The following is a 24,681-nucleotide window of genomic DNA, read 5'->3' on the forward strand; positions in this document are numbered from 1 at the left end:
ATGTTATAACAATTCTTCAATATTTACGCAAAAAAATACACCGTTCCCGTAACCAAGTGAGCCCACGCTCCTGAAATCGTGGGTTATATTCCAGCACCTCTACCGGCCCCAGGTCTTCGATAGCAAACGCCCTCCCAAAGGCATCCTTCACCTCATCCACCATCACCGCAAAAGGTGGACCGGACATGAGCCCAGCATCATACTCCATGGTAATCAACAGGATTTTGGCGGTCGGGGGGAGGATGTCACTCAGATGCTGCTGGTAACGGCGCCGCAACTCACGTGGGAAAGCCACCATCGCGGCTCGGTCATACACTGCTCTGATGTCTGAGAGATCATCGGGGGTCAGATCAAAGAAATCGCCTTCCAGGAGGGTGATCCCGGGAGTGGTATGGGCCAAAAAAGGGCCTTGCTGCTGCACCGACCATGTTCCACCCGTCTCACGGATGAACTCAGCGATGGCGGTCTCACTCCCCTCAATCCCCATCACTGAATGCCCCTGCTCACGCAGCCACAGCATGTCTCGTGACTTGCCACAGAGGGGTACAAATACACTTCCCTTGCCATGAAGCATCAATGTCGGCCAATGCTTCGTCAGGTACGGATTGTATTCAGCCTGATGAAACCCGATCTGTCCTTGTTGCCACCGCTCGCGCCAGAATTCCAGATCCATCGATTAATACTCAAACTCGACTTTATAGCCACCAAACTTACGAATGTTAATCACACCGCTATCCAAAATTAGATATTGCCCCTTAATTCCCTGAAGTATTCCTGAAATATTCTCCGTCTTATCAAAATCCAGCGATTTAACCTTTTCTGGATATTGCAACACGGGATAATTGATCGCAGTGATTTTAACGTCAGATAAAAGCTCAATCGCGGCGCCACCAAAACGATCTATCAAGGGGTCGATTTCGGGTTTACATCGCTGAAGCAGATCGTCACGGATTGCCAATAAATCGAGAGTCTCATTTTCTCCGCGTAACATCTTGCGCCAATCGGTACGATCAGCGACATGCTGTTTCAGCACAACCTCCATCAGCCCTGATTGAAAACGGTTTTGTACCTTAAACACGGGTAATGCCTGCGTCGCTCCCTGATCTATCCAGCGCGTCGGTACCTGATTCTGACGGGTAATCCCTACCTTGACTCCCGAAGAATTCGCGAGATAGACAATATGCGGTTGAAAACAATGCGCCTTCGCCCATTCAGGCTCACGGCAGGTCCCCTGATCGAAATGACAGGTTTCGGGTTTAACAATACAAGAATCACATTCAGCCAAGGAACGCATACAAGGGAAACAATAACCCTGTTGAAAACTTTTACTTGTCTTTCGGCCACAATGGATACAATTAATCTCGCCGGAAAACCGCAGCACCAGTTTCTTGCCCAATAATGGATTTAATTCAATACTATTTTCCCCAAGCAATAAGCAATAATTCACTGGCGTTGCCAGCAACACTGGCATTTTGCGAAGATTACCGATCACCAGCATATCACCTAGACTAACGCCTTGCTGACCACTTCATAGAGATCGTTTGATAAGCCAGGAATAGCAAGCAGTTTCTGCAATTGCGTCTGCATCAACGCCTGGCGCTCAACGCCATAACGTCGCCAATGAATCAATGGCGTCACAATTCTCGCTGCCACTTGTGGATTGAGCGAATTCAAGGTCGCTACAACATCGGCCAACAACTTATAACCTTCGCCGTCTGCCTGATGGAATCTCACCAAGTTTCCTTGTGCAAATGCCCCGATCAGTGAACGTACCTTATTCGGGTTCTTTATATTAAATGCCGGATGTTGTTGCAATTCGATTACTTTATGCACGGTGCCCGGCAAACGGGACAGCGCTTGCAACATCAACCATTTATCTACCACCAATGGTTGCTGCTGCCATTTCTGGTAAAAGGCATCAAACGCCTGTTGCTGCTCAGAACAGTCAATATGACTCAGACTGGATAGTGCGGCAATGACATCCGTCATATTGTCGGAGCGCTGAAATTGATCGTAACCGCGCGCTATGTCTGCCTTGTCTCCCACAGTCCCCAGCAAGGCCAGACTCAGATTACGCATCCGCCGCTTACCGATGGCGTCCGGATCAATTGAATAATGCTTCCCCTGATCGTATTTGCGATACAGTGTTTCCAGACGTTCCCCAAAACGGCGCGCCAGTGCCTGTATCAAATACCAACGGGCACCATGAATGGCTTCGGGATCAACGGGGTGGATAAAATCACATATATAGCTTTCTTTGGGCAGTGTTAACGCTTCTGCCAATAAATTCTTGTCTGCATTTTCATCATGCAACAAACGCTCATAGGCACCCAAAAATACCTGTGCAGATTCACCCAACGCCGAAAGATCGAAATTGGCGGTTTTCTGCCATTGCCCTACTAACTCTCTTATCACTCGCAATGCCAACTGCTGGCCGGCATCCCAGCGATTAAACTCATCGCTATCATTCGCCATCAAAAAGGCAAGATCGCTATCGGTATAGGAAAACTCCAACTTGATAGGCGATGAAAAGTGTCGATTCAGTGAGGGTACCGGACGTTTTTTTATACTGGAAAATACAAAAGTCTGTTCCGCATCACGCAATTCAAGCACACGGCTCTCAGCTGAAGCCGAGACTTCCCCCGAAAGCTGCAAAGGCAACGCCTGGCCGGTTTCATCCAGCAATCCGGTCACGATTGGAATGTGAAAAGGTTGCTTGATGGGCTGACCTGGGGTTTCCGGGCAACTTTGCTGGAATTTTAATCTGTAGCGCTGTGCTTTCTGGTCATACTCATCTACAACCTTGACCAGTGGGGTACCCGCCTGGCTATACCAGCGTTTAAATTGCGAAAGGTTAACTTGGTTGGCATCCTCCATGGCAGCAACAAAATCTTCCGTAGTCACCGCCTGGCCATCATGGCGCTCGAAATACAGGTCACTGCCGCGACGAAACCCTTCTTTCCCCACCAGCGTACGAATCATCCGCACCACTTCGGCGCCTTTTTCGTAAACGGTGAGCGTATAAAAATTATTGATCTCGACATAGGATTCCGGACGTACGGGATGAGCCATTGGCCCGGCGTCCTCAGTAAACTGCATACTCCGCAACTGGTTTACTTCTTCAATTCGCTTCACTGCATGCGAAAACATGTCGCCACTGAATTCTTGGTCACGAAACACCGTGAATCCTTCCTTAAGACTTAACTGGAACCAGTCCCGGCAGGTAACTCGATTCCCCGACCAATTATGAAAATACTCGTGACCAATCACACCTTCGATATTCAGATAATCTGCATCGGTTGCCGTATCGGGGTCAGCCAATACAAACTTTGAATTAAAGACATTCAACCCTTTATTCTCCATCGCCCCCATATTGAAGTCATCAACGGCTACGATCATATAAATATCAAGATCGTATTCCCGACCAAATACTTCTTCATCCCATCTCATGGAACGTTTGAGCGAGCGCATCGCGTGGTCGCATTTGTTGATATTATGCGCCTCCACATAAATGCGTAGACAAACCTTCCGTCCGGAGCGAGTGACAAACTCATCGTCGATATAGCTCAGGTTTCCGGCCACCAACGCAAACAAATAACAGGGTTTCTTAAATGGATCCTGCCAACGCGCCCAATGACGTCCCCCTTCCAGTTCGCCAGATGCCTCCAAATTGCCATTGGACAACAGCACCGGATAACGCTCCTTATCGGCGACCAGGGTCGTAGTGAACGACGACATCACATCAGGACGATCCAGGTAATAGGTGATGCGGCGAAAACCTTCCGCCTCACATTGCGTACAAAAATTGCCGCCGGAAAGATATAGCCCTTCAAGAGCCGTATTTTCTTTTGGATTTATGCGAGTAGTTATTTCCAGAAAAAAGGAAGTTGGCAATGATGTTATCGTCAGCGATTCATCGTCAACTTGATAGGCATCTTCAGCAAGCACATTCCCATCAAGGATAACGCTTAACAGATCAAGATCCTGACCCGCTAATATCAATGCTGACTTATTATCGGCACGCCGCCGTATTTTCATTGATGACTTGACCACGGTTGCGGTCTCATCGAGATCAAAATGCAGATCTATGCTGTCGATAATAAAGTCTGGTAGCGTATAGTCCTTCAAATAAATCGTCTTGGGTGTTGAATCATTCATCATCGTTACTTCTCTGCATTAATAATGCTGTCAGCCAGTGTGCCCACAGAAACCGCAAACTTTTCAGAGCGGTTCCAATTCAATATTGCCCGGAAATTGCTATAGATCAGAAAGGTTCTGCCGCCGGGGCCATCAGGCTGGATCAAATGGGCGGCAAGCTCTCTTTGTGACAGGTTCTTACCATTTAACCGTCGCACACCCAACGCCTGCCATTCAGGCAATAATTTACTTTGCTCATACCCAAACATTGCCGGATCGATTCCCTCGGGGACAATCACCTCACGTCCCCAAGTCATATGATCCTGCCAACCAACCTGAGAAAGATAATTTGCCGCAGAGGCAAGCACATCGGCGGTCGAGTTCCAAATATCGATACGTTGATCACCATCAAAATCAACGGCGTATTTAAGGAAGGTGCTGGGCATGAATTGTGACTGTCCCATTGCCCCCGCCCAGGAGCCAATCATCTTTTCCGGTTCAATATGTCCCTGATCAACAATCGTCAGCGCATCTAGTAATTGGCTACGAAAGAATTCACTGCGTCGCCCATCATAAGCCAAGGTGGCTAGTGCCGCGATAATTGGAAAACCACCCGTTGAGCGCCCATACTCGGTCTCCATCCCCCAGAACGCCAACAGATACTGGGGCTGTACTCCGTAACGCTTCCTGATGTCATTAAAAAGTTGCCGATATTCGCGGTATCGCTGCCTACCCCTATTAATGCGCCGTTTCGTTACTGCATGTTGTACATATTGATCCAAGGTCAACTTGAATTCGGGTTGGCTGCGATCCAGCTCAATCACACGATCAATATGACGAACATCAGCAAAGGCACGTTCCAGCGTCGCAGGCTTGATGCCGCGAGACAGCGCCTCTTGTTTAAACTGATCCAGCCAGACTTCGAACGGCACGGCATTTTGTGCCGCCGCCACAGACATCATGCCCAACCACAGGGACATCCCCAGAACCCAATACCGCATCATTTGCCCGTTATCCCCCACCCAACCATTCTACAGATACCGAATTCGAATTCGCACACCATATGTCCTATTTTTCCTTATCTGCGGTCAAGGTTACAATCAGTTTTTACATTTAACCTCTGGAGTTGCGTCATGGCCTTAACCCCTTCAACAATGCTGGATCTTGATACCCAAGCCCCAGATTTTTGTCTCCCCGATCCAACAGGCAAATTGTTTCGCCGTGATGATTTCAAGACCGCCAAGGGACTGCTCGTTATATTCATGTGCAATCACTGTCCCTACGTCAAACACATCAGAGCAGCGTTAGCCAGCTTTGCCAAGGGATATCAGGCCAAAGGGTTAGCGATTGTGGGAATCAATAGTAACGATGCCAGTAAATATCCCGATGACAGCCCTGAAAAGATGGCAGAGGAACTCCGCGCCGCAGGATATACTTTCACTTATTTGTATGATGAGACACAACGTGTGGCGCAAGAATATCACGCCGCATGTACTCCGGATTTCTTTTTGTTCAATCAACAACAAAAATTGGTATACCGTGGTCAATTTGACGATAGTCGACCGAAGAATGACATTCCTGTGACCGGTCGTGACCTGCGCACGGCTGTAGACGCATTACTCGGCGGCAAGCCAATCTCCGCCGATCAAAAACCGAGTATTGGCTGCAATATTAAATGGAAACCCGGCAATGAGCCGGATTATTTCGGCTAGTTACCTTTAATTGCCAACCGCTACCAGATCGATCTGATCAAAGCTCGCCACTTGGCGATGACTTGAAACCAAAGCAACCGGTTCGCGGACAAGCTGTATTGTCCGCATGCCGGTCGCGGCCGCGGCATCAAGTTCTTCCTTGATATCTGACAGAAACAAGATTTCATTCGCTGAGCAGCCAATATCTTCCATGATATGGCGATAAGCCGATTCTTCCCGCTTGGAACCAATATTAGTATCAAAGTAACCACTGAACAGTGGCCTCAGATCGCCAAATTCGCTGTAACCAAACAATAGCTTTTGTGCATCCACCGAACCGGAAGAAAAGACAAACAATTGCAGACCGTTTGCATGCCATTGCTTAAGATATTCTACCGCATCTGGATAAACGTGGCCCTTGAAGGCGCCGCCTTCAAAACCCGCTTTCCATATCATGCCTTGTAACGATTTCAGCGGCGTGATTTTTTTATCTTCGTCAATCCAACGAATCAATTGCTCGATCAATTGCGCTTGGGTCCATGATGCATCGCCGACCAGTTCCCGCACCTCTTCAAGAATTTTCAGAACCTTTGAATTTTTGTGTTCCGCTTTTACATATTCAGCAAGGTGCTGACGCGCATAGGGAAACAACACGTCCTTCACAAAAGACAAGGATGAAGTCGTGCCTTCAATATCGGTGACGATGGCTTTAATCACATGCCGCTCAGAATTGTTCAAAAGTGGGAAACAATTTAGCAATCGGGTCGCCAGTATATTGTGCCACCCAGCCCTCGGGCGTGGTAAACAACCGAATACACTTAAACTTGGGCGCGCTTCCCATATCAAACCAATGTTTGGCATTGGCAGGGACGCTGATTAAATCACCTTGCTCACAACGTATGCCGTACACTTTGTCAGCGGCGTGGATGTAGAACAGGCCTTTACCCTCAACAAAGAAACGCACTTCAAAATCGGTATGGATGTGCTCATCGAGAAACTTCTTACGCAAGGCTTCACGGTCAGGATGGTCGGGCTTGAGGCTGATCACATCCACCGATTGAAAGTCATATTCTTCCATCAGTTGATCCACCGATTCGCGGTACGCCTCGATGACCTCATCCTGACTGGCGTCTACATGCAAGGGCTGGGCGGCCTGCCAGCGCTCAAAACGCACACCAGCGCCATGCAATCGCGTTGCAATCGCATCGTAATGGCTGATGGTCTCAAATTGACCCGGATTTTGGGCATCAAATACCTTCAATAGACTCATGGCCTCACCCTTGATAGCTATAAGAGCCGACATTCTAGGCCATCGCCAGCCACCAACCAAGCCTTATCTGGGTACTTTATAAACAGCCCCAGGAAGCCGATAACTATAATAAGGGAGTCACAAACTGTAATTTCCAAGGCAGGGAAATACGCAATTCGGAGGGCAACCGATGAAAAAGCGTAATTATATGATATTGATAGCTTTATTTTCCTGGACAGGATTAGCCTGCAGCTACGAAATCCTGCCCGCCGATGAAGCGGAACAGGATTGCTATGGTAGGGCCATGGTTGGTCTGGATTCGGTGATAAATTCCCGTCTCGGCGTACCTGCCGAACACGCCCTGGAATTAGCGAGGGTTCAGACTAAAAGCGCCTCGACTCCTCGCTATTCCCAAGACATGCTCCGCACGATCCTCGACGCCTATTTATGGGAACAATCGCCCCATAGTTATGCCGTCAAGATATTCTACCGTTGCGCCTATGAGCGCAATTCATCGCTGCACAGCGCCAAGAATAACTGGCTAAACGGCGATTAAGACAATTACTTCGTCTTGATATCCAGCAACTCGACCTCAAACACCAAGGTCGAATTTGGCCCGATTGTGCCACCCGTTCCTTTTGGTCCATAGGCCAGATTTGAGGGAATAAAGATTTGCCATTTTGAACCCTTGGGCATCATCGGAATCGCTTCCTGCCAACCAGGGATGACCTGATTCACCGGGAACGAGGCGGGTTCGCCGCGTTTATAGGAACTATCAAATTCCGTACCATTGATTAAAGTGCCGCGATAATTGACCGTTACCGTATCCGTGGCTTTTGGTTTTGGTCCTTTACCTTCCTGGATGACCTTGTATTGCAAACCGCTGGCCGTCGTCTTCACGCCCGGTTTTTTACCATTTTCCGCCAGAAAGGCTTCGCCTTCGCGCTTATTCTTGTCACCCGTCTGCTGCGCTACCTGAGCCTGCTTCTGCTGAAACTCATTCAGCACTGCACGCATTTCCTCTTCTTTGAGCTTGGGCGTACCGCCTTTCATAACATCCTGCATCGCTTGCGAAAACGCATCCACATCCAACGGTACTCCTTCCTGTTTCAGCTGATGGCTAAACTGGGCGCCGATGGTATAGCTCAAACGTTGTTCATAAGTCTTAAGCTCGGCGGCTACGGCCTGTCCACCCATGACAACCGCCACAATCCCGGCCACCGCTAATTTCTGATATTTCATACCCGTCCCTCGGTTGGAGTTAAACCCTTATGGTGACATAATTCATAAGAACTTTGGAACCTGCCGCTATATAAGGATTAGGAAAATCTAAATATTGCCATGATGCGATCGCAACGAACCCTTAATCTACGCCTGGCCTTGCTGGCAATGGCTTGGCTTTGCGGCCCCCTCCACGCCGAAGATGAAATCAGCGGCGCCGAGACCAATGCCAGTCACGACACTGGCGCTCAACAGAACCCTTCTTACCGGGCAAAACTCATGTCGCAACTGGTGCCTGATCGCATCTCTGCCGGAGAAAATGTTGTTGCTATTGTGCAGTACCAAAATAAAAGTGGCACACCGTGGACGTCTAATGGTGATTATTACCTGGCTCCGATCAGTGGCGAACCTTGGCTAACACGAATCGACCTGCCCCAAGGCAAAACCATTACCGCCGGTGAAACTGTCACCTTTCGTATTACTATGACCGCGCCCTTGCATCCGGGCGAATACCCACTGCAATGGCAAATGCATCAAGGCAAAACCAGTTTCGGCGAACCCACGTCTTCCGTCCGACTTAAAGTAGTCCAACCTCTACAACCTTGGGACGACGCCGAGTTTGTCTATCAGGATGTCCCCCAAAAGATGAACGCCAATCGCGATTACAATGTCGTATTACAATTTAAAAATACAGGAAAAACCAGTTGGACCAAGAGTCAGTATGCATTGGCAACCACTGAGGCCAGTGACGACCTTACCTGGACCATCAGCCGTATCGAACTTCCTGGCAACACCCTACTCAGGCCGGGTGGGTTTCAGACATTTCGCTTCACAGTGAGAGCCCCCGCCACTCCCGGCCAATACCCGTTTCAGTGGCAATTACTCCATCTACCCACCAATCGCTTCGGTGCAGGCAGCGATAAGCTGAATATCGACGTTATCCCTTAGGGTTATTTTGATTCTCTGACACATGTGGATGACCACGGTCATCCACATGGACATGAAAATGTTCGCCGTCATGACTATGGTCATCGCCGTGATCATGTGAATGATCGTGAGGGTGTGGATGAGGATGCACATGTGGCCGTGACAATAAGGAGCCAGCGGTAGCCGGTCCCTTAACCGCATCTATACGCAACAATTCATGAATATGCGTATCTTTGACATCATCATGCAAATGAGTATGTCCATGAGGATGAAAATGGATATGGACATGATCATGATCACCCGGCCCATGGGCATGACGATGCGCATGCAGGAAACTGGCGATAATCCGTTTATGCTCCGCATCCATCTGCCCACTACTGAGCTTTTCATGCAACAACTCATGCGTCATCAGCGCCAGCGGCAACTCAAGATGATTCGTCTCCAGCAACTCGCGGTCATAGAGGATGTTTGATGCTGGGCCATCGGCGACAAACTGGCCTCCAGAAAGCACAAGACAACGATCGCACACGTCCAACGCAATATCCAGATCGTGCGTGCAAAGCAACATCGTCTTATTCGACTTCTTCAACCAGTCAATCAGCCTGCGACGATTAAGCGGGTCCATATTCGTTGATGGTTCATCGAAAACCAAAATATCCGGCTGATATGAAAGCACGGTTGCCAGCGCCAGACGCTTGCGCTCACCAAACGACAAATGGAACGATGAGCGCTGTTCAAACCCTTTCAGCCCGACTGTCTCCAGCGCTTCATCGACGCGATGCTGAATTTCATCGCGCGGCAGACCAAGATTCAGAGGACCGAAGGCAACATCATCAAATACCGTCGGACAAAACAATTGATCATCCGGATCTTGAAAGACTATGCCAACCTTGCGGCGGATTTCCTTCAGATTGTCCTTGCGCACTTCAAGACCACTGACCATTACCTTGCCAGAAGTTGCCAACGAGACACCATTCAATAAACTCATGAAGGTTGATTTGCCGGCGCCATTCGGCCCGATCAACGCAACTTTTTCGCCTTTGCGAATTGTACAATTGGCGCCTTTGAGCACTTCACGTCCGTCAGGATAAGTGAAGTGAACGTTTTCTACTTGAATCGCATTATCGGCCGCCATGATCTGCATCCTCCGTTAGTACCAGCTGTGAACAGCCGCTTGAAAGCGTCCACTAAATTCGCTACACAACACCAATACTGCCAGTGACACCATCACAATCGACTTGATGTAATCCTTGCCTGCGGCGTGAAATTCCAATAACGAATGCAATTCGCCTTGATAGCCCTTCGATAGCATCGCCTTGAATACACGCTCAGTCCGTTCGAAACTACGAATCAGCAAAGTCCCGACAAATCCGCCCATCACGCGAATGGTATAGGCGTTCGGTCTTTTAATGAAACCACGCGCCTTCATTGCCGTATCCATCCGCTCCATTTCGGCCAGAAAGACGAAAATATAGCGGTAAGTGAACAGCAGCAGCTGTACGAGTACATGTGGACATTTGAGCCGTTGCAGCGCAAACATGGCTACGTCAAAACGGCTGGTACCGAATATCGCCAGCGCGCACATGACGATGGTCACGCCTTTAATGACAATTAACAACGCCAGCCGGATACCTTCCCAGGCAAAATCCATCCCGAGAAACTGACCATGATCGTGCCCCGGATAGGACAAGGGCAGAATGATAAAAAAAGGCAACAGAAACATGACGACCCATTGCAACAACTTGGCGACGAAGGCCACAGGAATTCGCGATAAGAAAATCATGACACTCGCCAAAGTCAACGCCATCACGGCAACAGGCAGCGTCTGAATGAAAGCGATCGCGGCGATAAACACGCCAACCGACACTATTTTAAATCGGGGATCCCACCGTTGCAGCGAGGAGCTGACATGGGCATGACGATCAATATCCAGAATCACAGCACTAACCTGCCCGTTGCTTCATGGTTTCTCCCAGAATTTCAGGACGAACCCGCAACAAGAAACTCACGCAGGCACCCGCCACGGCACCTTCAACCACCATCAGCATAGCATGATAACCAAGTACCAGTTTCGCAGTGCCCATGAACTCTTCACCGGTCGTTAACAGCGCCAACGCCAAGATACATCCGGAAAAGAAAATTCCTGCGGCACCCGCCAGTGACCCGAACACAATTTCACTGTTGGGAAATTTCACCAAACGGCGCAGTTGCCAGATCCCGGCAGCCAACAATGCACCGCCGCCGAGCATAGTGCTATTCACACCAATGACACTAACACCGCCATGCCCGAGCATGGCATGCAATACTACTGCCAGCATAATCGCGGGAAATGCCCGCCAACCGAGAATAATACCGACCAGGCCATTGAGTATTAGATGCACGCTGGTCGCACCCAGCGGAATGTGAATCAGATTGGCGACGAAAAAAACCGCAGTGATGACCGCAATCTTGGGGATCTCTTCCATGTCGACCTTGCGCAAGGTCGCTGCCGCCAACAACGCCGTCGTTCCGAAACCGATGCCCAAGACGGCAGGGGATAATACACCGTCAGAAATATGCATAACGCTAACGCCTCCTCACTACCGTGCGCCATTATTATGGGAGGCATCAAGGCCTCCTCCGGCTACTTACTTTGGCGCTGAACGGATAGTAACACGAATTTTAAATCTGTTGCTACCCAGAGGTTAGCGGTCGTTAACGGGCTTTTCTTTAGTAGATGAGGGATTCTCGCGGCGGGATTTAAAAAACACCCACAAACCAAATACACCAAAAATATATCCAATACTTCCTATGACTTGCGTTAGGCTGTCGTGTTGTTTTAATTCTTCAATGGATCTCACAAGCGGCATCACCGCCTCAGAGACGGCTTTGTTCACTACCCGATGCAGCTCAGCGGCATCCACCCCCGTCGAGACAGTCACAGGCGATGCATCAGCCGTCGAAACTTTCTTGGCACCGGATGGTGTCTGCGGTTTCTCGGTTATCGCAGCCGGGGCCACGCCTAGATCAGCGGCGGGAACCAGCCACTCCGCACGATGCCCCATACCGGCATCGACAGTGATTTTAAGATCAAACTGTCCCGGGATCGGAAATTCGAAATGTCCCTGTTTGTCGGTCATCCCCTCGGTCACTGATTTACCGTTTGAGTCAAAAACATTCACTTTGCTATCTCGGGCTTTTGTACCATCGACGAAGTAACTATCAACCAACACCTTGCCAGATTCAGCGAAGGCAAAGATGTTTAACTTGTGGGCCTGCGCGGGTGTGGCGAATACCATACCGAACACTGCCACCAGCACTGTATGTCTAAATAACCGGTAAACCCGCTTTCTAAGCTCTGACATCGACCGAACTCTCAATTAACTTGCAGACCGCGCAATAATGACATAGGGCGGCCATCGCCGCCCTAATATCATGCCAAAATTCGGCGCTTATTTCATATCATGGGTCTTGACCCACAGCAGGGCACCGACTTCCACGGGATAGTCTTTACCTTCGTGCTTCAATTTTTTGTCGCCTTCGTTAAGCGCGGCAAACCCCCACCATCCCGCCTTAGGCATGGCATACGTAAATACACCGTTGCTGTCCGCCTTAACTACTTGAGTGACCATCGGACCCGCAGGGGCTTTTAATTTACCGTCCTGGTTATAGTACTCAACTTCAACCTCGCCATTCGGCACCGGTTTGCCGTTCATCTTGATCACGCCCTGGAACACGTTATTAGTCCACAGGCCGTAAGGGCGGGTCAACGGCACAATTTCAGCTTTAAGGCCGACCTCTTGATCCCAACCCTCTTCCAAACCAAAACCATCGACGATCACCTTGGTGTAATGCACGATGAACTTGTCTTCAGAGGGCTCCCAATAGGGCTGTGGCTCAACATAGAAAATATAATCGCCCGGCTTTTTGATATCGTATTTGGCGGTAAGCGTCGTCAGCATGTGTCCCTCGGCATCTTTCCGCTGTTTCGGCTGCAAGCTGGGAATTAAATCTTGTTTCTGGCCTTCACTATTCATCACACCGAACTGAACCGGCTTGGCCATATTCATGCCATGACCTTCGAACGGATGCCAAAACAGCACGTCCAGGTTCAATTGCCGCGACTCGCCCTGCTCAACCATATCGTCGGACGGAATAATCATCTGGAAATGTGCATGTGCCGTCGATGCCAGCGAAAATCCCGCTGCTGCCAAAATGCCGCCAACCACTTTATGAATCTGATGCATTTTTGTCTCCTCTCAATTACGATAAACGCGAATATTTCTCATTTATATTTAAATCAAACACAATGACCGCAAAATTTGACAGTGCTACGAATTTTAAATATCGTAACACAGTACTTTTAAGAGGGGCAAGCCACGAATCACGAATACTACTGGTCAGACATGGCTGCCATTTAGCCATCATGGGAGCAGCAAGCGACAATTTGTCGCATGGCTATATGACTGAATTGTAACGTAGCATTTATATTGGTTTAAGTTCAAAACCCTGTGCCGACAACCCAAATATTGCAACAACAAACTCTTATATTCCATCAAAAGTGTTAGGGGAGTTAAAATTAATGAAAAGCAGAAATCTTATCCGCAGTTCTGTCACGCTCATCGCCTGCTCAATGGCAGCTTCCACCGCTTACGCCAAGGGCGGCATCGACACTGAATACGCTGATATCCACATCACCGGCGGAGCCGCTGGTGGTTACTATGCCTCGAACCGCGAAGTCACGCGCCAAAACGATCAAAACCGGCTGTCGGACTTTTTGCTTGGCATACACGCCATCACCAAGGAAGAACAAGTCGAGCTGAGCGGTGGCATCGGTATCCTGCCGTCATATTCCTTGCTTGATGACGGAGTCGATACTGCCGGAAATACGACAGCGCTTCAGTATGCGACCATCGCCGTACATCCAGTGGAGAATTTGACCCTCGAAATGGGCCGCATCTCGTCCAATGTCGGCTACGAAAACACCCAATCCTTCCTCAATGCCCATTCCATTGGTTCAGTACAATCAGTAGCACAACCAGGTTACTTCCCAGGTACACGTTTGACCTATGGCAACGATGCCCTTTCAGCGTACGTTGAGCAAAGTGACGACACTTATACCGCGCCGAGTGCCGCATCCACAGGCCATGCCTGGGCCGCGGGCGCCATGGGCGAAGTGAGTGGCATCAGTTATGTCGTCGGCTACCAAAACTACTCTGGTCTCAGAACGCTCACTGACGTGATTTTAAGCGGCAAGATCATGGACATGGATGTGACATTCGCATATGACCGCATTAGCCTCACCGAAGCCGCGTTAGCAGCACCCACTGACAAAGATCATGCCGAAAGTATTGCCCTTTATTTCTCAGGCCCAACCTTCGACAAGGTTGCCATCCCGTTTAGATTGGAACGCTTTGACGATCACGGTAATGGCATCTACGGCAACGCTAATGGCGCTGGCGGCAAAGGGCATTCGATCACAATCACTCCGACCTGGAATTTCACGGAGAATGCCTATATCCGCACCGATTTCTCCTACCTGAAGTTTGAAAACAAAATACTGACCGACGTTAACGGCTTGGAGGATAACCGCTTCATGTTCGTGCTGCAGGTGGGTTATAAGCTATAAAAGAACGTTTTTAACTTTGTGATGTTGGCGAAAGGGCAGCCCTCGAGCTGCCCTTTCTGTTTATAATTGCTATTTATGGTGATGCGGATGAGGATGTTCATGATCATGCTGTTCCTGCTTTGAGGGCAATGATTGACCTGTCGTCGTCATCGTCAACTTACCATGTTTAACACCACGTATCGCCACCAGTTGATCGGCGAACGTCCGCAGCACCTGCCCCTTGCCCTGCACCACCAACACCTCCAGGCAGTTATGATGATCCAGATGAATATGCAACACCGATTTAATATCGCCAGGAAACGAATGTTGCAAATGCGTCAAATTGGCCGATAAGTCACGCGTGTGGTGGTCATAAACAATCGTAATCGTACCGACTGTCTCTTCATCAGCCGCCCACTCCTCTTCTACCATGTGATCGCGGATCAGATCGCGAATCGCCTCGGATCGGCTGGCATAGCCTTTTTTCTCGATCTGTTTATCAAATCGTTGTAGCAGATCTTCCTCAATCGAAACCCCGAATCGCACCAACTCGCTCATTACACCTCCATGACTTCCTCAATGCTGATGTCACAGTCTACCTTAGGCATGCTCGGCCATACAGTCGAAAATCCCATGCCCATAATAGTGGATTAAAATGTTTATTAAAATAGTTAACTATTTCGAAAATTTGGTGTATGTTTATTTTGCATTTCCCAGTGAAATGCTCAGTAATGACTAGGCCATTGATAACAAACGAAAATTGGGGAGAACCTTATGTCAAATAATACACGTCGTAAATCTGCCGCTGATACCGACCTGATGATTCTGATCCCGTTGGCGTGCATTATCTCAGTCGTCGCTTTTGTTGCTGCATCCATGTTCCACTAAGCCGTAGCGGTCCCACAGCGAGAGCCCTTGCGATTCTGGTCGTAAGGGCTTTTTTATTGCCTACAGCCGGGATACTCTTAGCGCCTTTCCAGCATGCAACAACCAGGAGTAGACCGTGACCGAATTTTTCACTGATTACGGGCTTTTTTTAGCCAAGACCATCACCCTCATTGCCACAATTCTGGCCACTGTATTCGTCATCGTTGCCGTGACCGGGCGCAGCCGGGAAGAAGGCCGTGAAAAACTCGAGATCAAAAAACTCAACGATAAATATCGTCAGATGGCACATCTGTTACACACCCGCATTCTGCCGAAGACAGACCTCAAGAAATATTTGCACCAGGAAAAGAAAATCGAAAAGAAGCTCGCCAAAGACACTACACCTCGACGCCGAATATTTGTCTTGAACTTCGATGGCGACATCCGCGCCTCGGCTGTCACCTCGCTGCGTGAAGAAATCACGGCAATACTAATGATCGCCACGCCTAACGATGAAGTCGTGGTCCGCATTCATAGCGGCGGTGGTATGGTGCATGCGTATGGGCTTGCCGCTTCACAATTAATGCGCATCAAGCAACACAACATTCCGTTGACCGTGGCCATCGACAAAATCGCCGCCAGCGGCGGTTATTTGATGGCCTGCGTCGCCAACCACATCATTGCCGCGCCATTCGCAATTGTCGGTTCCATTGGCGTTATCGCGCAGGTCCCGAATTTTCATCGCCTGCTCAAAAAACATGACATCGATTTCGAACAAATTACCGCCGGTGAATACAAACGAACACTCACTATATTTGGCGAAAATACAGATAAAGGCCGCGCCAAATTCAAGGAAGAAATCGAAGACACTCATTCCCTGTTTAAAGAATTTATCCGCGAACATCGGCCCCAGGTGGATGTCGAATTGGTGGGTTCCGGTGAACACTGGCCCGCAAAGCGCGGGATGCAACTCAAACTGGTGGATGAACTCATGGCCAGTGACGACTATCTGATGAGCAAACGCGAAAACGCCGATTTGTTTGAGATAACCTACCGCCAGCGACTCCCCTTGGCGGCCCGGCTGGGACACTTTATCCAAGGTAACGTAGATAAGTTATTGAATTCCTGACAAGACCTTTCTATATGTACAGTTTTAGCTTACGATGTTATAGTTGTATATAAGGTATATCTTATATAGATTACCCTGAGTGTGCTACTGAATTGTAAAACCTTGTAAACTTTCAGTTTACATTATTGAAGTTTATTGGGATTATGTGCCAAAATAAATCCTGAGCAATCAACTCAGGATTTAACCCCTCCAGGAGGATACAAAAAATGAAACTTTCGACCAAAGGCCGGTACGCAGTCACTGCAATGTTGGATCTCGCCCTCAATGCCAATGAAGGCAAACGGGTCACATTGGCGGATATCTCCGAAGTCCAGGGCATCTCTCTTTCGTACCTGGAACAACTGTTCGCTCGCCTCCGCCGCGCCAAACTGGTGCAAGGTACCCGTGGTCCTGGTGGTGGCTATCGCCTGGGCCGTGCTGCCAACCAGATCTCCATCGCCCAAATCATCACCGCCGTTGATGAAAAAGTAGACATCACTGCCTGTGGCGGCAAAGCCGACTGTAAAGATGGCGCGCCCTGCCTGACTCACGAGCTGTGGAATGAACTAAGCCGGGAAATCTTTAGTTTCCTCGACAACATCACCCTCGGTGAACTCGTCGAGCGCAAAGGTAAATTCGAGCCGGGTAGCAATGCACGCATTACGGCCACGATTGAAACCCGTAGCGACAGCAAAAAGCGTACGGCCACGGTGGCATAACGGTCTGGTTGATTATTACACAGCAGGTTAAAAATGGCATTGCAGCTACCAATCTATCTTGATTACGCCGCGACCACTCCGGTGGATGAACGCGTCGCTGAAAAGATGTGTCAATATCTGACGAAAGGCGGGGTTTTCGGTAACCCCGCCTCACGCTCGCATCGTTTTGGCTGGGATGCAGAAAATGCTGTTGAGGATGCTCGTAATCAGGTCGCGATGCTGATCAATGCCGATCCTAGAGAAATTGTCTGGACGTCGGGAGCCACCGAGTCGGACAATCTCGCGATCCGGGGCGCCGCCACTTTTTATCAGCAACGCGGCCGACACATCATTACCTGCAAGACCGAACACAAGGCCGTGCTCGATACCTGCCGTCATCTGGAACGTCAAGGTTTCACAGTAACGTATCTTGATCCGGAACCTAATGGCCTGATCAATCTCAGCACGCTTGAAGGTGCATTACGCGATGATACGATCCTGGTGTCGATCATGCACGTCAATAATGAAATTGGGGTCATTCAGGACATCGAGGCGATTGGAAATTTAACCCGGAGCCGTGGCATCCTGTTCCATGTCGATGCCGCACAAAGCGCGGGTAAGATTGCGATTGATTTGACCAAGCTCAATGTCGATCTGATGTCATTTTCAGCGCACAAAATTTACGGCCCGAAAGGCTGTGGTGCGCTCTATGTTCGGCGCAAACCACGTGTGCGACTCGAGGCATTAACTTTTGGCGGCGGACACGAACGTGGTTTGCGCTCCGGCACCTTGCCTACGCATCAGATCGTAGGCATGGGTGAGGCCTTCCGTATCGCACGCGAAGAAATGGCGGAAGATAATCGCCGGATACTGATGTTACGTAACCGTCTCTGGAATGGCATCAAGTCATTGGAAGAAGTACACCTCAATGGCGATTTTGAGCGCCGCGTGGCAGGTAATCTCAATGCCAGTTTTAATTTTGTTGAAGGTGAATCTTTGATCATGGCACTCAAAGACATCGCCGTCTCTTCTGGATCAGCGTGTACCTCATCCAGCCTGGAGCCTTCTTATGTGCTGCGGGCGATTGGACGCGAAGATGAACTGGCTCATAGCTCAATCCGGTTTAGCATCGGCCGCTACACAACGGCGGAAGAAATCGATTACACGATCCAATTGATCCGCGACAAGGTCAATAAACTGCGTGATTTGTCGCCCCTTTGGGAAATGTTCAAAGAAGGGGTCGATCTCAAGCAGGTGCAGTGGGCCGCGCACTGATTTAGCGGCGAGACAAGGAGTTTACGATATGTCATATAGCGAAAAAGTCATCGATCACTACGAAAATCCGCGCAATGTCGGCTCTTTCGACAAAGGCGATGTCACCGTTGGAACTGGAATGGTGGGCGCACCAGCCTGTGGCGATGTCATGAAACTACAGATCAAGGTCAATGACCAGGGCGTGATCGAAGATGCGCGCTTCAAGACCTATGGCTGTGGCTCTGCCATTGCATCAAGTTCCTTGCTCACCGAATGGGTCAAGGGCAAAACGCTGGACGAGGCAAAGCAAATCAAAAATGTAGACATTGCAACCGAACTGGCGTTGCCGCCCGTCAAGATCCACTGTTCGGTGCTTGCCGAAGATGCCATCAAGGCAGCGATCTCCGATTATCAAAGTAAAAACAAGACCAATTAAACGTTGCTGTAACCCCTCCTCATCAGGGCGTCGGACCCTCCTACCGCGCCCTGTTTTCTTTTTTCTTCCCCTGCTTTACCAAATGTAGTTAAGATTGGATATCAATATCCTCGACGGATGTCCATGCCATGCCCAATCCTCCAGAGGTGGTTCTTCATCACAGTGAAAATGAAGACGGCATAATCCAGATACGCCAGGATCACTCGACCCGTGCCCTGTATTTTGCGAGCACGGCCAAGCAAAGTGCCATGGACCTTGCTGCGCCTGAGCGTCTGGTGTTGAGCTATACACGGGCGATGATGTCATGCCTGCTGCTAACATCGAATCCGAATTCAATCTTATTGATTGGGCTGGGCGGTGGTTCACTCGCCCGCTTCTTGCTGCATCATTTTCCAGAGTGCCGGATCGATGCGATAGAACGCCGATCAGCGGTGATCAAACTCGCATATGGATATTTCTGCCTGCCCGAACAGGAGCGCTTGCATATTCATCATGCCGATGGCCGTACCTTTCTTAACCATCAGGCGGCGACATTCAAGAGCTATGACCTGATCCTGGTCGATGCCTTTGAACACAATGGCATTTCCAACAGCATCAAAAATCAAGATTTCTTTTTACGCTGCCGCCGCGCGCTGAATGAACACGGGACTCTGGCCTTGAATTTGTGGACACAAGAGACGGATCAGTTCCACGACACCCTGAATCATCTTGATCGCGCATTTGAAAACAATCTATTGTTCCTGCCCGTTGACGGACGAGACAATCTCATCGTCTTTGCCGGACAAAACATGACTCAGCGCTTTAAGCCCCGTCGCTTAAAACCATTGGCACAACAGCTGGAGGACAAAATGGCGTTTGAAGCACCTGCATTCCTGCATCAAATACGCCGCAATTATCGCTGGCGCCGCTGGGCAAGCTTTTTTGGATTCAGATAGAGTCTATTCAAGAACTCAAAAGGGTACAGCACAAGTCAAAATCAGCCGTAGGGGCGATTCATGAATCGCCCCTACATAAATTCAGATATTCGCTGCAGTACGCTCTTCAGTGAATTATTGAACAAGAAAACTTACTTTTTTCCTGTATCCCACCAAGCTGCCGGCGAACCCTCATGCGGCACGCTATGGCAGCGTTCACACACTAAAAGGCTAAATGACACCTTGTCGTGACAACGACCACAATATTCGCCCTTGAGGATTTTCTCCATTGAGATCGGATTGGCATTGTATTGGGGGATAAATATTTCCGGATGACAGTTGCTACAGGCCAACCATTGCGTATGCGCAAGATGCGGGAAGCGAACATGGGGCATATTGGCCGTATTCTTGCGAATAATGTCCATATCCATTTCCATCATTTGATCGCTACCTTTACCATTGAGACTGACGCGCGGTGTGATCTTGCCGCTACGAATCGCCTTCACCCAATCCACCTGGCCGCGACGATCCAAGGGAAAATCAACCATTGCCTCTCCCGGTTCCTGCAATATGCGAATAGCATCATTCTCAGGATCGTGGATACCATCCTCCGCCAGAGGCTTGGTTTTGTAGATATCAGCCGCCCCCCCTGCCATAGGCAAGGCGAGACACAGTATCGATACCAGGGTCAAAAATACATTTCGTACGATCAGCCCCTTTGGAAAAAACTTGTGCATTATGAGTTTCAGTCTTGTTTGTTAGATTGTGACTAGGAACATAATTTTTTTCGCCATCAAATACAAGCCTCGTCTAAAAATAGCGACATAATTAACCCGGTCTTGTCACTCATCATAAAACCCTGGACAATAGCTGGCCTTTGAAGACCATTTGAGCAAGGATGTATATATGCCCCACACTTTTATCCGCCCGCTAACACGTCTGATCGGCCTGTGTCTCTTCACACTCGTCATCTCTGTCGCCCAGGCTGAGGAATCCACGTTGGCTGCACTGGAGAAGCAGGCGGCTGCCGGTGACGTGCAGGCGCAATTAGCGCTGGCGGACCGCTATTATAAAGGGGAAGGTGTGGTCAAGAATACGGCTAAAGCCGCTCACTGGTATCAAGGGCTCGCTGAGAAAGGCTTTGTCCAGGCACAACTGACGCTGGGTTTGATGCACATCAAGGGTGATGGCGTTGTGCAAGACGATAAGAAGGCCATCCATTGGCTCACTCAAGCCGCCGAGAATAAATCATCTGCTGCCCAGCATTTACTGGGGATTGCTTATGCCGAGGGCCATGGCGTAACCGCCGACCCCATCAAGGCCTACATGTGGTTTGAAATTGCCGCGGTGATGGAATACCCGAACGCAGTTGAGTCGCGCCGGGAACTGGCCGCAAAAATGAACACGAATGATATTAAGCGCGCTGAACAGATGGCCTCTGAATGGTGGATACAACACCATCAATAACAATTATCTTAACGCTGTGAAAAGACTGCGCTGACGCGTAGTGTATTTGAAAGCGATGCCGAGAACATAGCATCGATCGCATTCAATTCTTCCTGTGCCTTGCTATGGCCGTGCTGCTGGGCCATGTGCAGCCATTTCAATGCCTCATCGATACTTTGGGCAACACCCCAACCATTACGATAGAGTATGCCCAGATAGTATTCGGAATCGACATCACCACTCTGCGCTGATTGCGTGAACAATTGCGCCGCTTTGCTGTAATCCTGTTCCACGCCCTCGCCCGTCAGATATAACAGGGCAAGATTGAATTGGGCGGAGGTCTCCCCTTGCTCAGCGGCCAAGCGATACCATTGGGCCGCCTTGCCGATGTCTGTGGTCACTCCCATGCCTTTGTGATACATATAACCGATACTGGTTTGTGCCTTGGCATACCCCTGGCTCGCCGCATTGTGGAACCAGATCAAGGCTTGATCATAGTTTTGTTCCACGCCAGTGCCGGTACGATACATATAACCAAGATTGGTCTGTGCGGCGGTATGCCCTTGCACTGCTGCCTTCTGGAACCATTGCGCAGCCAGCGGAAAGTTCACAGCGATGCCTTCACCATTGAAGTACATGAAGGCAATACTGGCCTGCGCTTCGGCATGGCCCTGCGCAGCGGCTTTTTGCAACCACTCCATGGCCAGCGCATAATCACGGGGCAGTCCTTCGCCTCTTTTATACATGTAACCCACGCTGTACTGGGCAAAGCTATAACCCTGATCTGCTGACTTGCGATACCAGCTAACGGCCTGATTCAGATCCCGCGCGACACCCTCGCCGTAGTAATACATATCACCCACGGTATATTGAGCCGCGGCGAAACCGCTATCCGCCGATTTACGCAGCCACTTCAGCGCCAGCCAGCTATCGCGAGGAACCCCTTCACCCTTGCTATACATGAAGCCAAGACTGAACTGGGCATAGGCAAATCCTTGAACTGCCGCCTTGCGATACCACTTGGCGGCTTCTTGAAAATTCTGGGTGACTTTTTCACCATAATAAAACTGATCAGCGACGATGCTCTGTTCCGCAGGGCTGGTAAGGTCCATCAGGTTGCTGGCACAACTCACCAAGGTTGCTTCCAGGGCGCCTTGTTGCCAGTCATAGCAGCTCAGATCCACTATCGGCGTGACCACCCTCCGTTCACCGGTCTCGATACTGGCTTGAGCAAGACCGATCCAGCCAAGCGCTACACCCAGCACACCCACGGACCACTGTTTGGCAACCCTGCGCTTAACTGCTTTCATTATTCAACCTGCTGATTTATATATTATTTTATTTAGATGTCATGCTCTGCTGGGCATTGGAGGGCTTGACCTGCTAGCAACAACATCACCAACCACTCGTGATTATTTAGCGGCTAATATATAGATTTTCTTTAGGTGAATTTATTTTTTCAGGGCCCTAATGTTTCGAACTTCATGGCCGAAAAACAAGTCAGATAAATAGCCGTTAAACCATTAAAGTGGCAGGAAAAATCGTAGTTATGAGCAATCATCGCAGCACACCGCCCCGTCGCCCCACTTTGTTGGTGATACTGGATGGTTTTGGCATCAATCCCAGCAAGATCAATAACGCGATAGCCTCGGCCCATACCCCCCGCCTCGACCAATATTTTGAGCGTTACCCCTCGACTCAACTCGAAGCCTCGGGGCCAGCTGTCGGACTGCCGGAAGGGCAAATGGGCAACTCCGAGGTAGGTCACCTCACACTGGGTGCCGGCAGCGTGATGCGCCAATACCTGGTGATGATCGATGACGCCATCGCCGATGGCAGTTTTTATGCGAACCCCGTGTTCATAACAGCCGCCACTCGTGCCAAGCAGCGAGGCCGGCCACTGCATTTAGTGGGCTTGGTATCCGATGGCGGTGTTCATAGCCATTTGAACCACCTTTACGCCTTGATTGAGCTTTGCCGGCGCATAGGTGTAAAACCACTACTTCACATGATTACCGATGGCCGAGATACTGCCCCTCAAAACGCCATCAACTATGTATCACTGCTGGAAACCGCCCTGGCCCGCGTCGGTGGCGCTGTCGCAACCATCAGCGGCCGCTATTATGCGATGGATCGTGACAATCGCTGGACACGCACCGAAGCGGCTTGGCGCGCCATTGTGAAAGGTGAAGGCCAACGTGCACCCAATCTGCGGCGAGCTGTTCAGAATGCCTACGATGATGGCGTCGGCGATGAATTCATCCGTCCCACGGTATTGTCACAAGCCATGCCGATCATCGCTGACGATGAGGTGATTTTTTTCAACTTTCGCAACGATCGCACCCGTCAACTCACGCAGGCATTGAGTTCATCAGAGTTTAAAGAATTCTCGAGGCCAGATTATTCGCCGGTCACTGTCAGTTGCATGACCTGTTATGACGAAAGTTTTAATTTACCATTTGCCTTTAAACAAGATAAACCGGAAACCACTCTGGCGGACACCTTGTTTCACGCGGGTCTCGATCAATTTCATTGCGCGGAAACCGAAAAGTACGCCCATGTCACCTATTTCTTCAACGGCGGCAGCGATACTCCGCATGCGTACGAGACGCATCAAATCATCCCTTCGCCCAAAGTCAGCACCTACGATTTAAAGCCGGAAATGAGCGCGCCTCAAGTCGCTGATGCTGTCATCAAGGCGATGCGCGATGAAAAATACGCCTTCATCGTCGTCAACTTTGCCAATGGTGACATGGTGGGACACACCGCCGTACGCGACGCGGTGATTAAAGCCGTAGAAGCGTTGGATCGCGAAGTCGGTAGAGTGCTTGATGCAGCGGTAGAAGAAGGTTATTCCGTGATTGTGACGGCCGATCATGGTAACTGCGAGCAACTGGTCGACCCGAAAACCGGTGAACCGCACACGCAACACACGACCAATCCCGTACCATGCCTGATTATCGATCAGATTCGATGGCAACTTTCGGCAACGGGTGGATTAAAAGATATCGCACCCACGGTATTGCAGCTGATGGGCCTGACCAAACCGGGCGCCATGAACGGGAAATCATTACTGATCAAGCCCGCCGACAAAGCAGATCGCGCAGCTTAATAAATCGTAGGGGCGATTCACGAATCGCCCCTAC

General features: G+C 49.8%; 26 protein-coding genes. 11 read left to right on the forward strand and 15 right to left on the reverse strand.

Translation table 11 applies throughout. The annotated features are described in order from the left end of the window. Nucleotides 1-16 precede the first annotated feature (16 nt). The 4 genes from tmpT to HY272_09560 are packed head-to-tail and all read right to left on the reverse strand — an operon-like array spanning nucleotide 17 to nucleotide 5,138. On the reverse strand, nucleotides 17-673 hold the full coding sequence (gene tmpT / locus HY272_09545; GenBank protein ID MBI3772929.1) for a thiopurine S-methyltransferase: 657 nt from the start codon (nucleotides 671-673) through the stop codon (nucleotides 17-19). Nucleotides 674-676: 3 nt separating this feature from the next. After that, nucleotides 677-1,498, reverse strand: a complete 822-nt coding sequence (locus HY272_09550; protein ID MBI3772930.1) for a DUF2797 domain-containing protein — start codon at nucleotides 1,496-1,498, stop codon at nucleotides 677-679. A 5-nt stretch (nucleotides 1,499-1,503) separates the two neighbouring features. Next, nucleotides 1,504-4,158: an aminopeptidase N gene (gene pepN / locus HY272_09555; GenBank protein MBI3772931.1), complete on the reverse strand. Its 2,655-nt coding sequence runs from the start codon at nucleotides 4,156-4,158 to the stop codon at nucleotides 1,504-1,506. A gap of 5 nt (nucleotides 4,159-4,163) precedes the next feature. After that, nucleotides 4,164-5,138 (reverse strand): lytic murein transglycosylase, encoded by a 975-nt coding sequence (locus tag HY272_09560; GenBank protein ID MBI3772932.1) that lies wholly within the window; start codon nucleotides 5,136-5,138, stop codon nucleotides 4,164-4,166. 132 nt (nucleotides 5,139-5,270) lie between these two features. On the opposite strand from HY272_09560, the gene HY272_09565 reads away from it, so the two are divergent. Beyond that, complete coding sequence (locus HY272_09565) at nucleotides 5,271-5,849, forward strand: thioredoxin family protein (GenBank protein ID MBI3772933.1); 579 nt, start codon at nucleotides 5,271-5,273, stop codon at nucleotides 5,847-5,849. A 6-nt stretch (nucleotides 5,850-5,855) separates the two neighbouring features. Here the strand turns inward: HY272_09565 and mtnC are convergent, their stop codons facing one another. Together mtnC and HY272_09575 are read right to left on the reverse strand one after the other, a co-directional pair. After that, complete coding sequence (mtnC, locus tag HY272_09570; protein ID MBI3772934.1) at nucleotides 5,856-6,545, reverse strand: acireductone synthase; 690 nt, start codon at nucleotides 6,543-6,545, stop codon at nucleotides 5,856-5,858. A 7-nt stretch (nucleotides 6,546-6,552) separates the two neighbouring features. Beyond that, nucleotides 6,553-7,098, reverse strand: a complete 546-nt coding sequence (locus HY272_09575) for a cupin (GenBank protein ID MBI3772935.1) — start codon at nucleotides 7,096-7,098, stop codon at nucleotides 6,553-6,555. Between the two features lie 169 nt (nucleotides 7,099-7,267). Here HY272_09575 and HY272_09580 point away from each other — a divergent pair, with 169 nt between their 5' ends. Beyond that, a complete protein-coding gene (locus HY272_09580) occupies nucleotides 7,268-7,633 on the forward strand; it encodes a hypothetical protein (GenBank protein MBI3772936.1) in 366 nt (121 codons plus the stop codon). A gap of 5 nt (nucleotides 7,634-7,638) precedes the next feature. On the opposite strand, the gene HY272_09585 is transcribed toward HY272_09580, so the two are convergent. Further along, nucleotides 7,639-8,319: an FKBP-type peptidyl-prolyl cis-trans isomerase gene (locus HY272_09585; protein MBI3772937.1), complete on the reverse strand. Its 681-nt coding sequence runs from the start codon at nucleotides 8,317-8,319 to the stop codon at nucleotides 7,639-7,641. Between the two features lie 99 nt (nucleotides 8,320-8,418). Between HY272_09585 and HY272_09590 the strand changes: the two genes are divergently transcribed. Continuing rightward, nucleotides 8,419-9,246 carry a hypothetical protein gene (locus HY272_09590; GenBank protein ID MBI3772938.1) on the forward strand — a complete coding sequence of 276 codons (828 nt, stop codon included), beginning with the start codon at nucleotides 8,419-8,421 and terminating at the stop codon, nucleotides 9,244-9,246. Here HY272_09590 and HY272_09595 read toward each other — a convergent pair. The 5 genes from HY272_09595 to HY272_09615 form a co-directional block, all read right to left on the reverse strand. After that, nucleotides 9,236-10,360 carry an ATP-binding cassette domain-containing protein gene (locus HY272_09595; protein MBI3772939.1) on the reverse strand — a complete coding sequence of 375 codons (1,125 nt, stop codon included), beginning with the start codon at nucleotides 10,358-10,360 and terminating at the stop codon, nucleotides 9,236-9,238. The genes HY272_09590 and HY272_09595 overlap by 11 nt on opposite strands. Before the next feature lie 15 nt (nucleotides 10,361-10,375). Next, nucleotides 10,376-11,164, reverse strand: coding sequence for a cobalt ECF transporter T component CbiQ (gene cbiQ, locus HY272_09600; protein ID MBI3772940.1), 789 nt, complete (start codon nucleotides 11,162-11,164; stop codon nucleotides 10,376-10,378). Between the two features lie 4 nt (nucleotides 11,165-11,168). Further along, nucleotides 11,169-11,786: a cobalt transporter CbiM gene (gene cbiM, locus HY272_09605; GenBank protein ID MBI3772941.1), complete on the reverse strand. Its 618-nt coding sequence runs from the start codon at nucleotides 11,784-11,786 to the stop codon at nucleotides 11,169-11,171. Between the two features lie 123 nt (nucleotides 11,787-11,909). Beyond that, nucleotides 11,910-12,569: a hypothetical protein gene (locus HY272_09610; protein ID MBI3772942.1), complete on the reverse strand. Its 660-nt coding sequence runs from the start codon at nucleotides 12,567-12,569 to the stop codon at nucleotides 11,910-11,912. Nucleotides 12,570-12,656: 87 nt separating this feature from the next. Further along, nucleotides 12,657-13,451 (reverse strand): DUF4198 domain-containing protein, encoded by a 795-nt coding sequence (locus HY272_09615; protein MBI3772943.1) that lies wholly within the window; start codon nucleotides 13,449-13,451, stop codon nucleotides 12,657-12,659. A 335-nt stretch (nucleotides 13,452-13,786) separates the two neighbouring features. Here HY272_09615 and HY272_09620 point away from each other — a divergent pair, with 335 nt between their 5' ends. After that, nucleotides 13,787-14,833 (forward strand): outer membrane beta-barrel protein, encoded by a 1,047-nt coding sequence (locus tag HY272_09620; protein ID MBI3772944.1) that lies wholly within the window; start codon nucleotides 13,787-13,789, stop codon nucleotides 14,831-14,833. A 69-nt stretch (nucleotides 14,834-14,902) separates the two neighbouring features. On the opposite strand, the gene nikR is transcribed toward HY272_09620, so the two are convergent. Further along, a complete protein-coding gene (nikR, locus tag HY272_09625) occupies nucleotides 14,903-15,370 on the reverse strand; it encodes a nickel-responsive transcriptional regulator NikR (GenBank protein ID MBI3772945.1) in 468 nt (155 codons plus the stop codon). Nucleotides 15,371-15,815: 445 nt separating this feature from the next. Between nikR and sohB the strand changes: the two genes are divergently transcribed. The 5 genes from sohB (at nucleotide 15,816) to HY272_09650 (ending at nucleotide 20,110) form a co-directional block, all read left to right on the forward strand. Further along, a complete protein-coding gene (gene sohB / locus HY272_09630; protein MBI3772946.1) occupies nucleotides 15,816-16,808 on the forward strand; it encodes a protease SohB in 993 nt (330 codons plus the stop codon). Between the two features lie 206 nt (nucleotides 16,809-17,014). Beyond that, nucleotides 17,015-17,506: an Rrf2 family transcriptional regulator gene (locus HY272_09635; protein ID MBI3772947.1), complete on the forward strand. Its 492-nt coding sequence runs from the start codon at nucleotides 17,015-17,017 to the stop codon at nucleotides 17,504-17,506. A gap of 39 nt (nucleotides 17,507-17,545) precedes the next feature. Beyond that, on the forward strand, nucleotides 17,546-18,760 hold the full coding sequence (locus HY272_09640) for an IscS subfamily cysteine desulfurase (protein MBI3772948.1): 1,215 nt from the start codon (nucleotides 17,546-17,548) through the stop codon (nucleotides 18,758-18,760). A gap of 28 nt (nucleotides 18,761-18,788) precedes the next feature. Next, nucleotides 18,789-19,175, forward strand: coding sequence for a Fe-S cluster assembly scaffold IscU (gene iscU / locus HY272_09645; protein ID MBI3772949.1), 387 nt, complete (start codon nucleotides 18,789-18,791; stop codon nucleotides 19,173-19,175). A gap of 128 nt (nucleotides 19,176-19,303) precedes the next feature. Next, the gene (locus tag HY272_09650) at nucleotides 19,304-20,110 is read left to right on the forward strand and encodes a fused MFS/spermidine synthase (protein ID MBI3772950.1); all 807 of its coding nucleotides are present in this window, start codon (nucleotides 19,304-19,306) and stop codon (nucleotides 20,108-20,110) included. A 131-nt stretch (nucleotides 20,111-20,241) separates the two neighbouring features. Here HY272_09650 and HY272_09655 read toward each other — a convergent pair whose 3' ends face one another. Next, nucleotides 20,242-20,826: a hypothetical protein gene (locus HY272_09655; protein ID MBI3772951.1), complete on the reverse strand. Its 585-nt coding sequence runs from the start codon at nucleotides 20,824-20,826 to the stop codon at nucleotides 20,242-20,244. 169 nt (nucleotides 20,827-20,995) lie between these two features. Between HY272_09655 and HY272_09660 the strand changes: the two genes are divergently transcribed. Further along, the gene (locus HY272_09660; GenBank protein ID MBI3772952.1) at nucleotides 20,996-21,556 is read left to right on the forward strand and encodes a sel1 repeat family protein; all 561 of its coding nucleotides are present in this window, start codon (nucleotides 20,996-20,998) and stop codon (nucleotides 21,554-21,556) included. An 8-nt stretch (nucleotides 21,557-21,564) separates the two neighbouring features. Here HY272_09660 and HY272_09665 read toward each other — a convergent pair whose 3' ends face one another. Next, nucleotides 21,565-22,845: a sel1 repeat family protein gene (locus HY272_09665; GenBank protein ID MBI3772953.1), complete on the reverse strand. Its 1,281-nt coding sequence runs from the start codon at nucleotides 22,843-22,845 to the stop codon at nucleotides 21,565-21,567. A 239-nt stretch (nucleotides 22,846-23,084) separates the two neighbouring features. Between HY272_09665 and HY272_09670 the strand changes: the two genes are divergently transcribed. Further along, on the forward strand, nucleotides 23,085-24,647 hold the full coding sequence (locus tag HY272_09670; GenBank protein MBI3772954.1) for a 2,3-bisphosphoglycerate-independent phosphoglycerate mutase: 1,563 nt from the start codon (nucleotides 23,085-23,087) through the stop codon (nucleotides 24,645-24,647). Nucleotides 24,648-24,681 lie beyond the last annotated feature (34 nt).

This window comes from Gammaproteobacteria bacterium (assembly GCA_016200485.1).
Lineage (GTDB): Bacteria > Pseudomonadota > Gammaproteobacteria > Tenderiales > Tenderiaceae > JACQEP01.

What these genes read in the sequence shown, in the direction of transcription:
- tmpT (MBI3772929.1), bottom strand. Translation starts at nt 673, where the DNA reads ATGGATCTGGAATTCTGGCGCGAGCGGTGGCAACAAGGACAGATCGGG.
- HY272_09550 (MBI3772930.1), bottom strand. Translation starts at nt 1,498, where the DNA reads ATGCTGGTGATCGGTAATCTTCGCAAAATGCCAGTGTTGCTGGCAACG.
- pepN (MBI3772931.1), bottom strand. Translation starts at nt 4,158, where the DNA reads ATGAATGATTCAACACCCAAGACGATTTATTTGAAGGACTATACGCTA.
- HY272_09560 (MBI3772932.1), bottom strand. Translation starts at nt 5,138, where the DNA reads ATGCGGTATTGGGTTCTGGGGATGTCCCTGTGGTTGGGCATGATGTCT.
- HY272_09565 (MBI3772933.1), top strand. Translation starts at nt 5,271, where the DNA reads ATGGCCTTAACCCCTTCAACAATGCTGGATCTTGATACCCAAGCCCCA.
- HY272_09575 (MBI3772935.1), bottom strand. Translation starts at nt 7,098, where the DNA reads ATGAGTCTATTGAAGGTATTTGATGCCCAAAATCCGGGTCAATTTGAG.
- HY272_09580 (MBI3772936.1), top strand. Translation starts at nt 7,268, where the DNA reads ATGAAAAAGCGTAATTATATGATATTGATAGCTTTATTTTCCTGGACA.
- HY272_09585 (MBI3772937.1), bottom strand. Translation starts at nt 8,319, where the DNA reads ATGAAATATCAGAAATTAGCGGTGGCCGGGATTGTGGCGGTTGTCATG.
- HY272_09590 (MBI3772938.1), top strand. Translation starts at nt 8,419, where the DNA reads ATGATGCGATCGCAACGAACCCTTAATCTACGCCTGGCCTTGCTGGCA.
- HY272_09595 (MBI3772939.1), bottom strand. Translation starts at nt 10,360, where the DNA reads ATGGCGGCCGATAATGCGATTCAAGTAGAAAACGTTCACTTCACTTAT.
- cbiM (MBI3772941.1), bottom strand. Translation starts at nt 11,786, where the DNA reads ATGCATATTTCTGACGGTGTATTATCCCCTGCCGTCTTGGGCATCGGT.
- HY272_09610 (MBI3772942.1), bottom strand. Translation starts at nt 12,569, where the DNA reads ATGTCAGAGCTTAGAAAGCGGGTTTACCGGTTATTTAGACATACAGTG.
- HY272_09615 (MBI3772943.1), bottom strand. Translation starts at nt 13,451, where the DNA reads ATGCATCAGATTCATAAAGTGGTTGGCGGCATTTTGGCAGCAGCGGGA.
- HY272_09620 (MBI3772944.1), top strand. Translation starts at nt 13,787, where the DNA reads ATGAAAAGCAGAAATCTTATCCGCAGTTCTGTCACGCTCATCGCCTGC.
- nikR (MBI3772945.1), bottom strand. Translation starts at nt 15,370, where the DNA reads ATGAGCGAGTTGGTGCGATTCGGGGTTTCGATTGAGGAAGATCTGCTA.
- HY272_09635 (MBI3772947.1), top strand. Translation starts at nt 17,015, where the DNA reads ATGAAACTTTCGACCAAAGGCCGGTACGCAGTCACTGCAATGTTGGAT.
- iscU (MBI3772949.1), top strand. Translation starts at nt 18,789, where the DNA reads ATGTCATATAGCGAAAAAGTCATCGATCACTACGAAAATCCGCGCAAT.
- HY272_09650 (MBI3772950.1), top strand. Translation starts at nt 19,304, where the DNA reads ATGCCCAATCCTCCAGAGGTGGTTCTTCATCACAGTGAAAATGAAGAC.
- HY272_09655 (MBI3772951.1), bottom strand. Translation starts at nt 20,826, where the DNA reads ATGCACAAGTTTTTTCCAAAGGGGCTGATCGTACGAAATGTATTTTTG.
- HY272_09660 (MBI3772952.1), top strand. Translation starts at nt 20,996, where the DNA reads ATGCCCCACACTTTTATCCGCCCGCTAACACGTCTGATCGGCCTGTGT.
- HY272_09665 (MBI3772953.1), bottom strand. Translation starts at nt 22,845, where the DNA reads ATGAAAGCAGTTAAGCGCAGGGTTGCCAAACAGTGGTCCGTGGGTGTG.
- HY272_09670 (MBI3772954.1), top strand. Translation starts at nt 23,085, where the DNA reads ATGAGCAATCATCGCAGCACACCGCCCCGTCGCCCCACTTTGTTGGTG.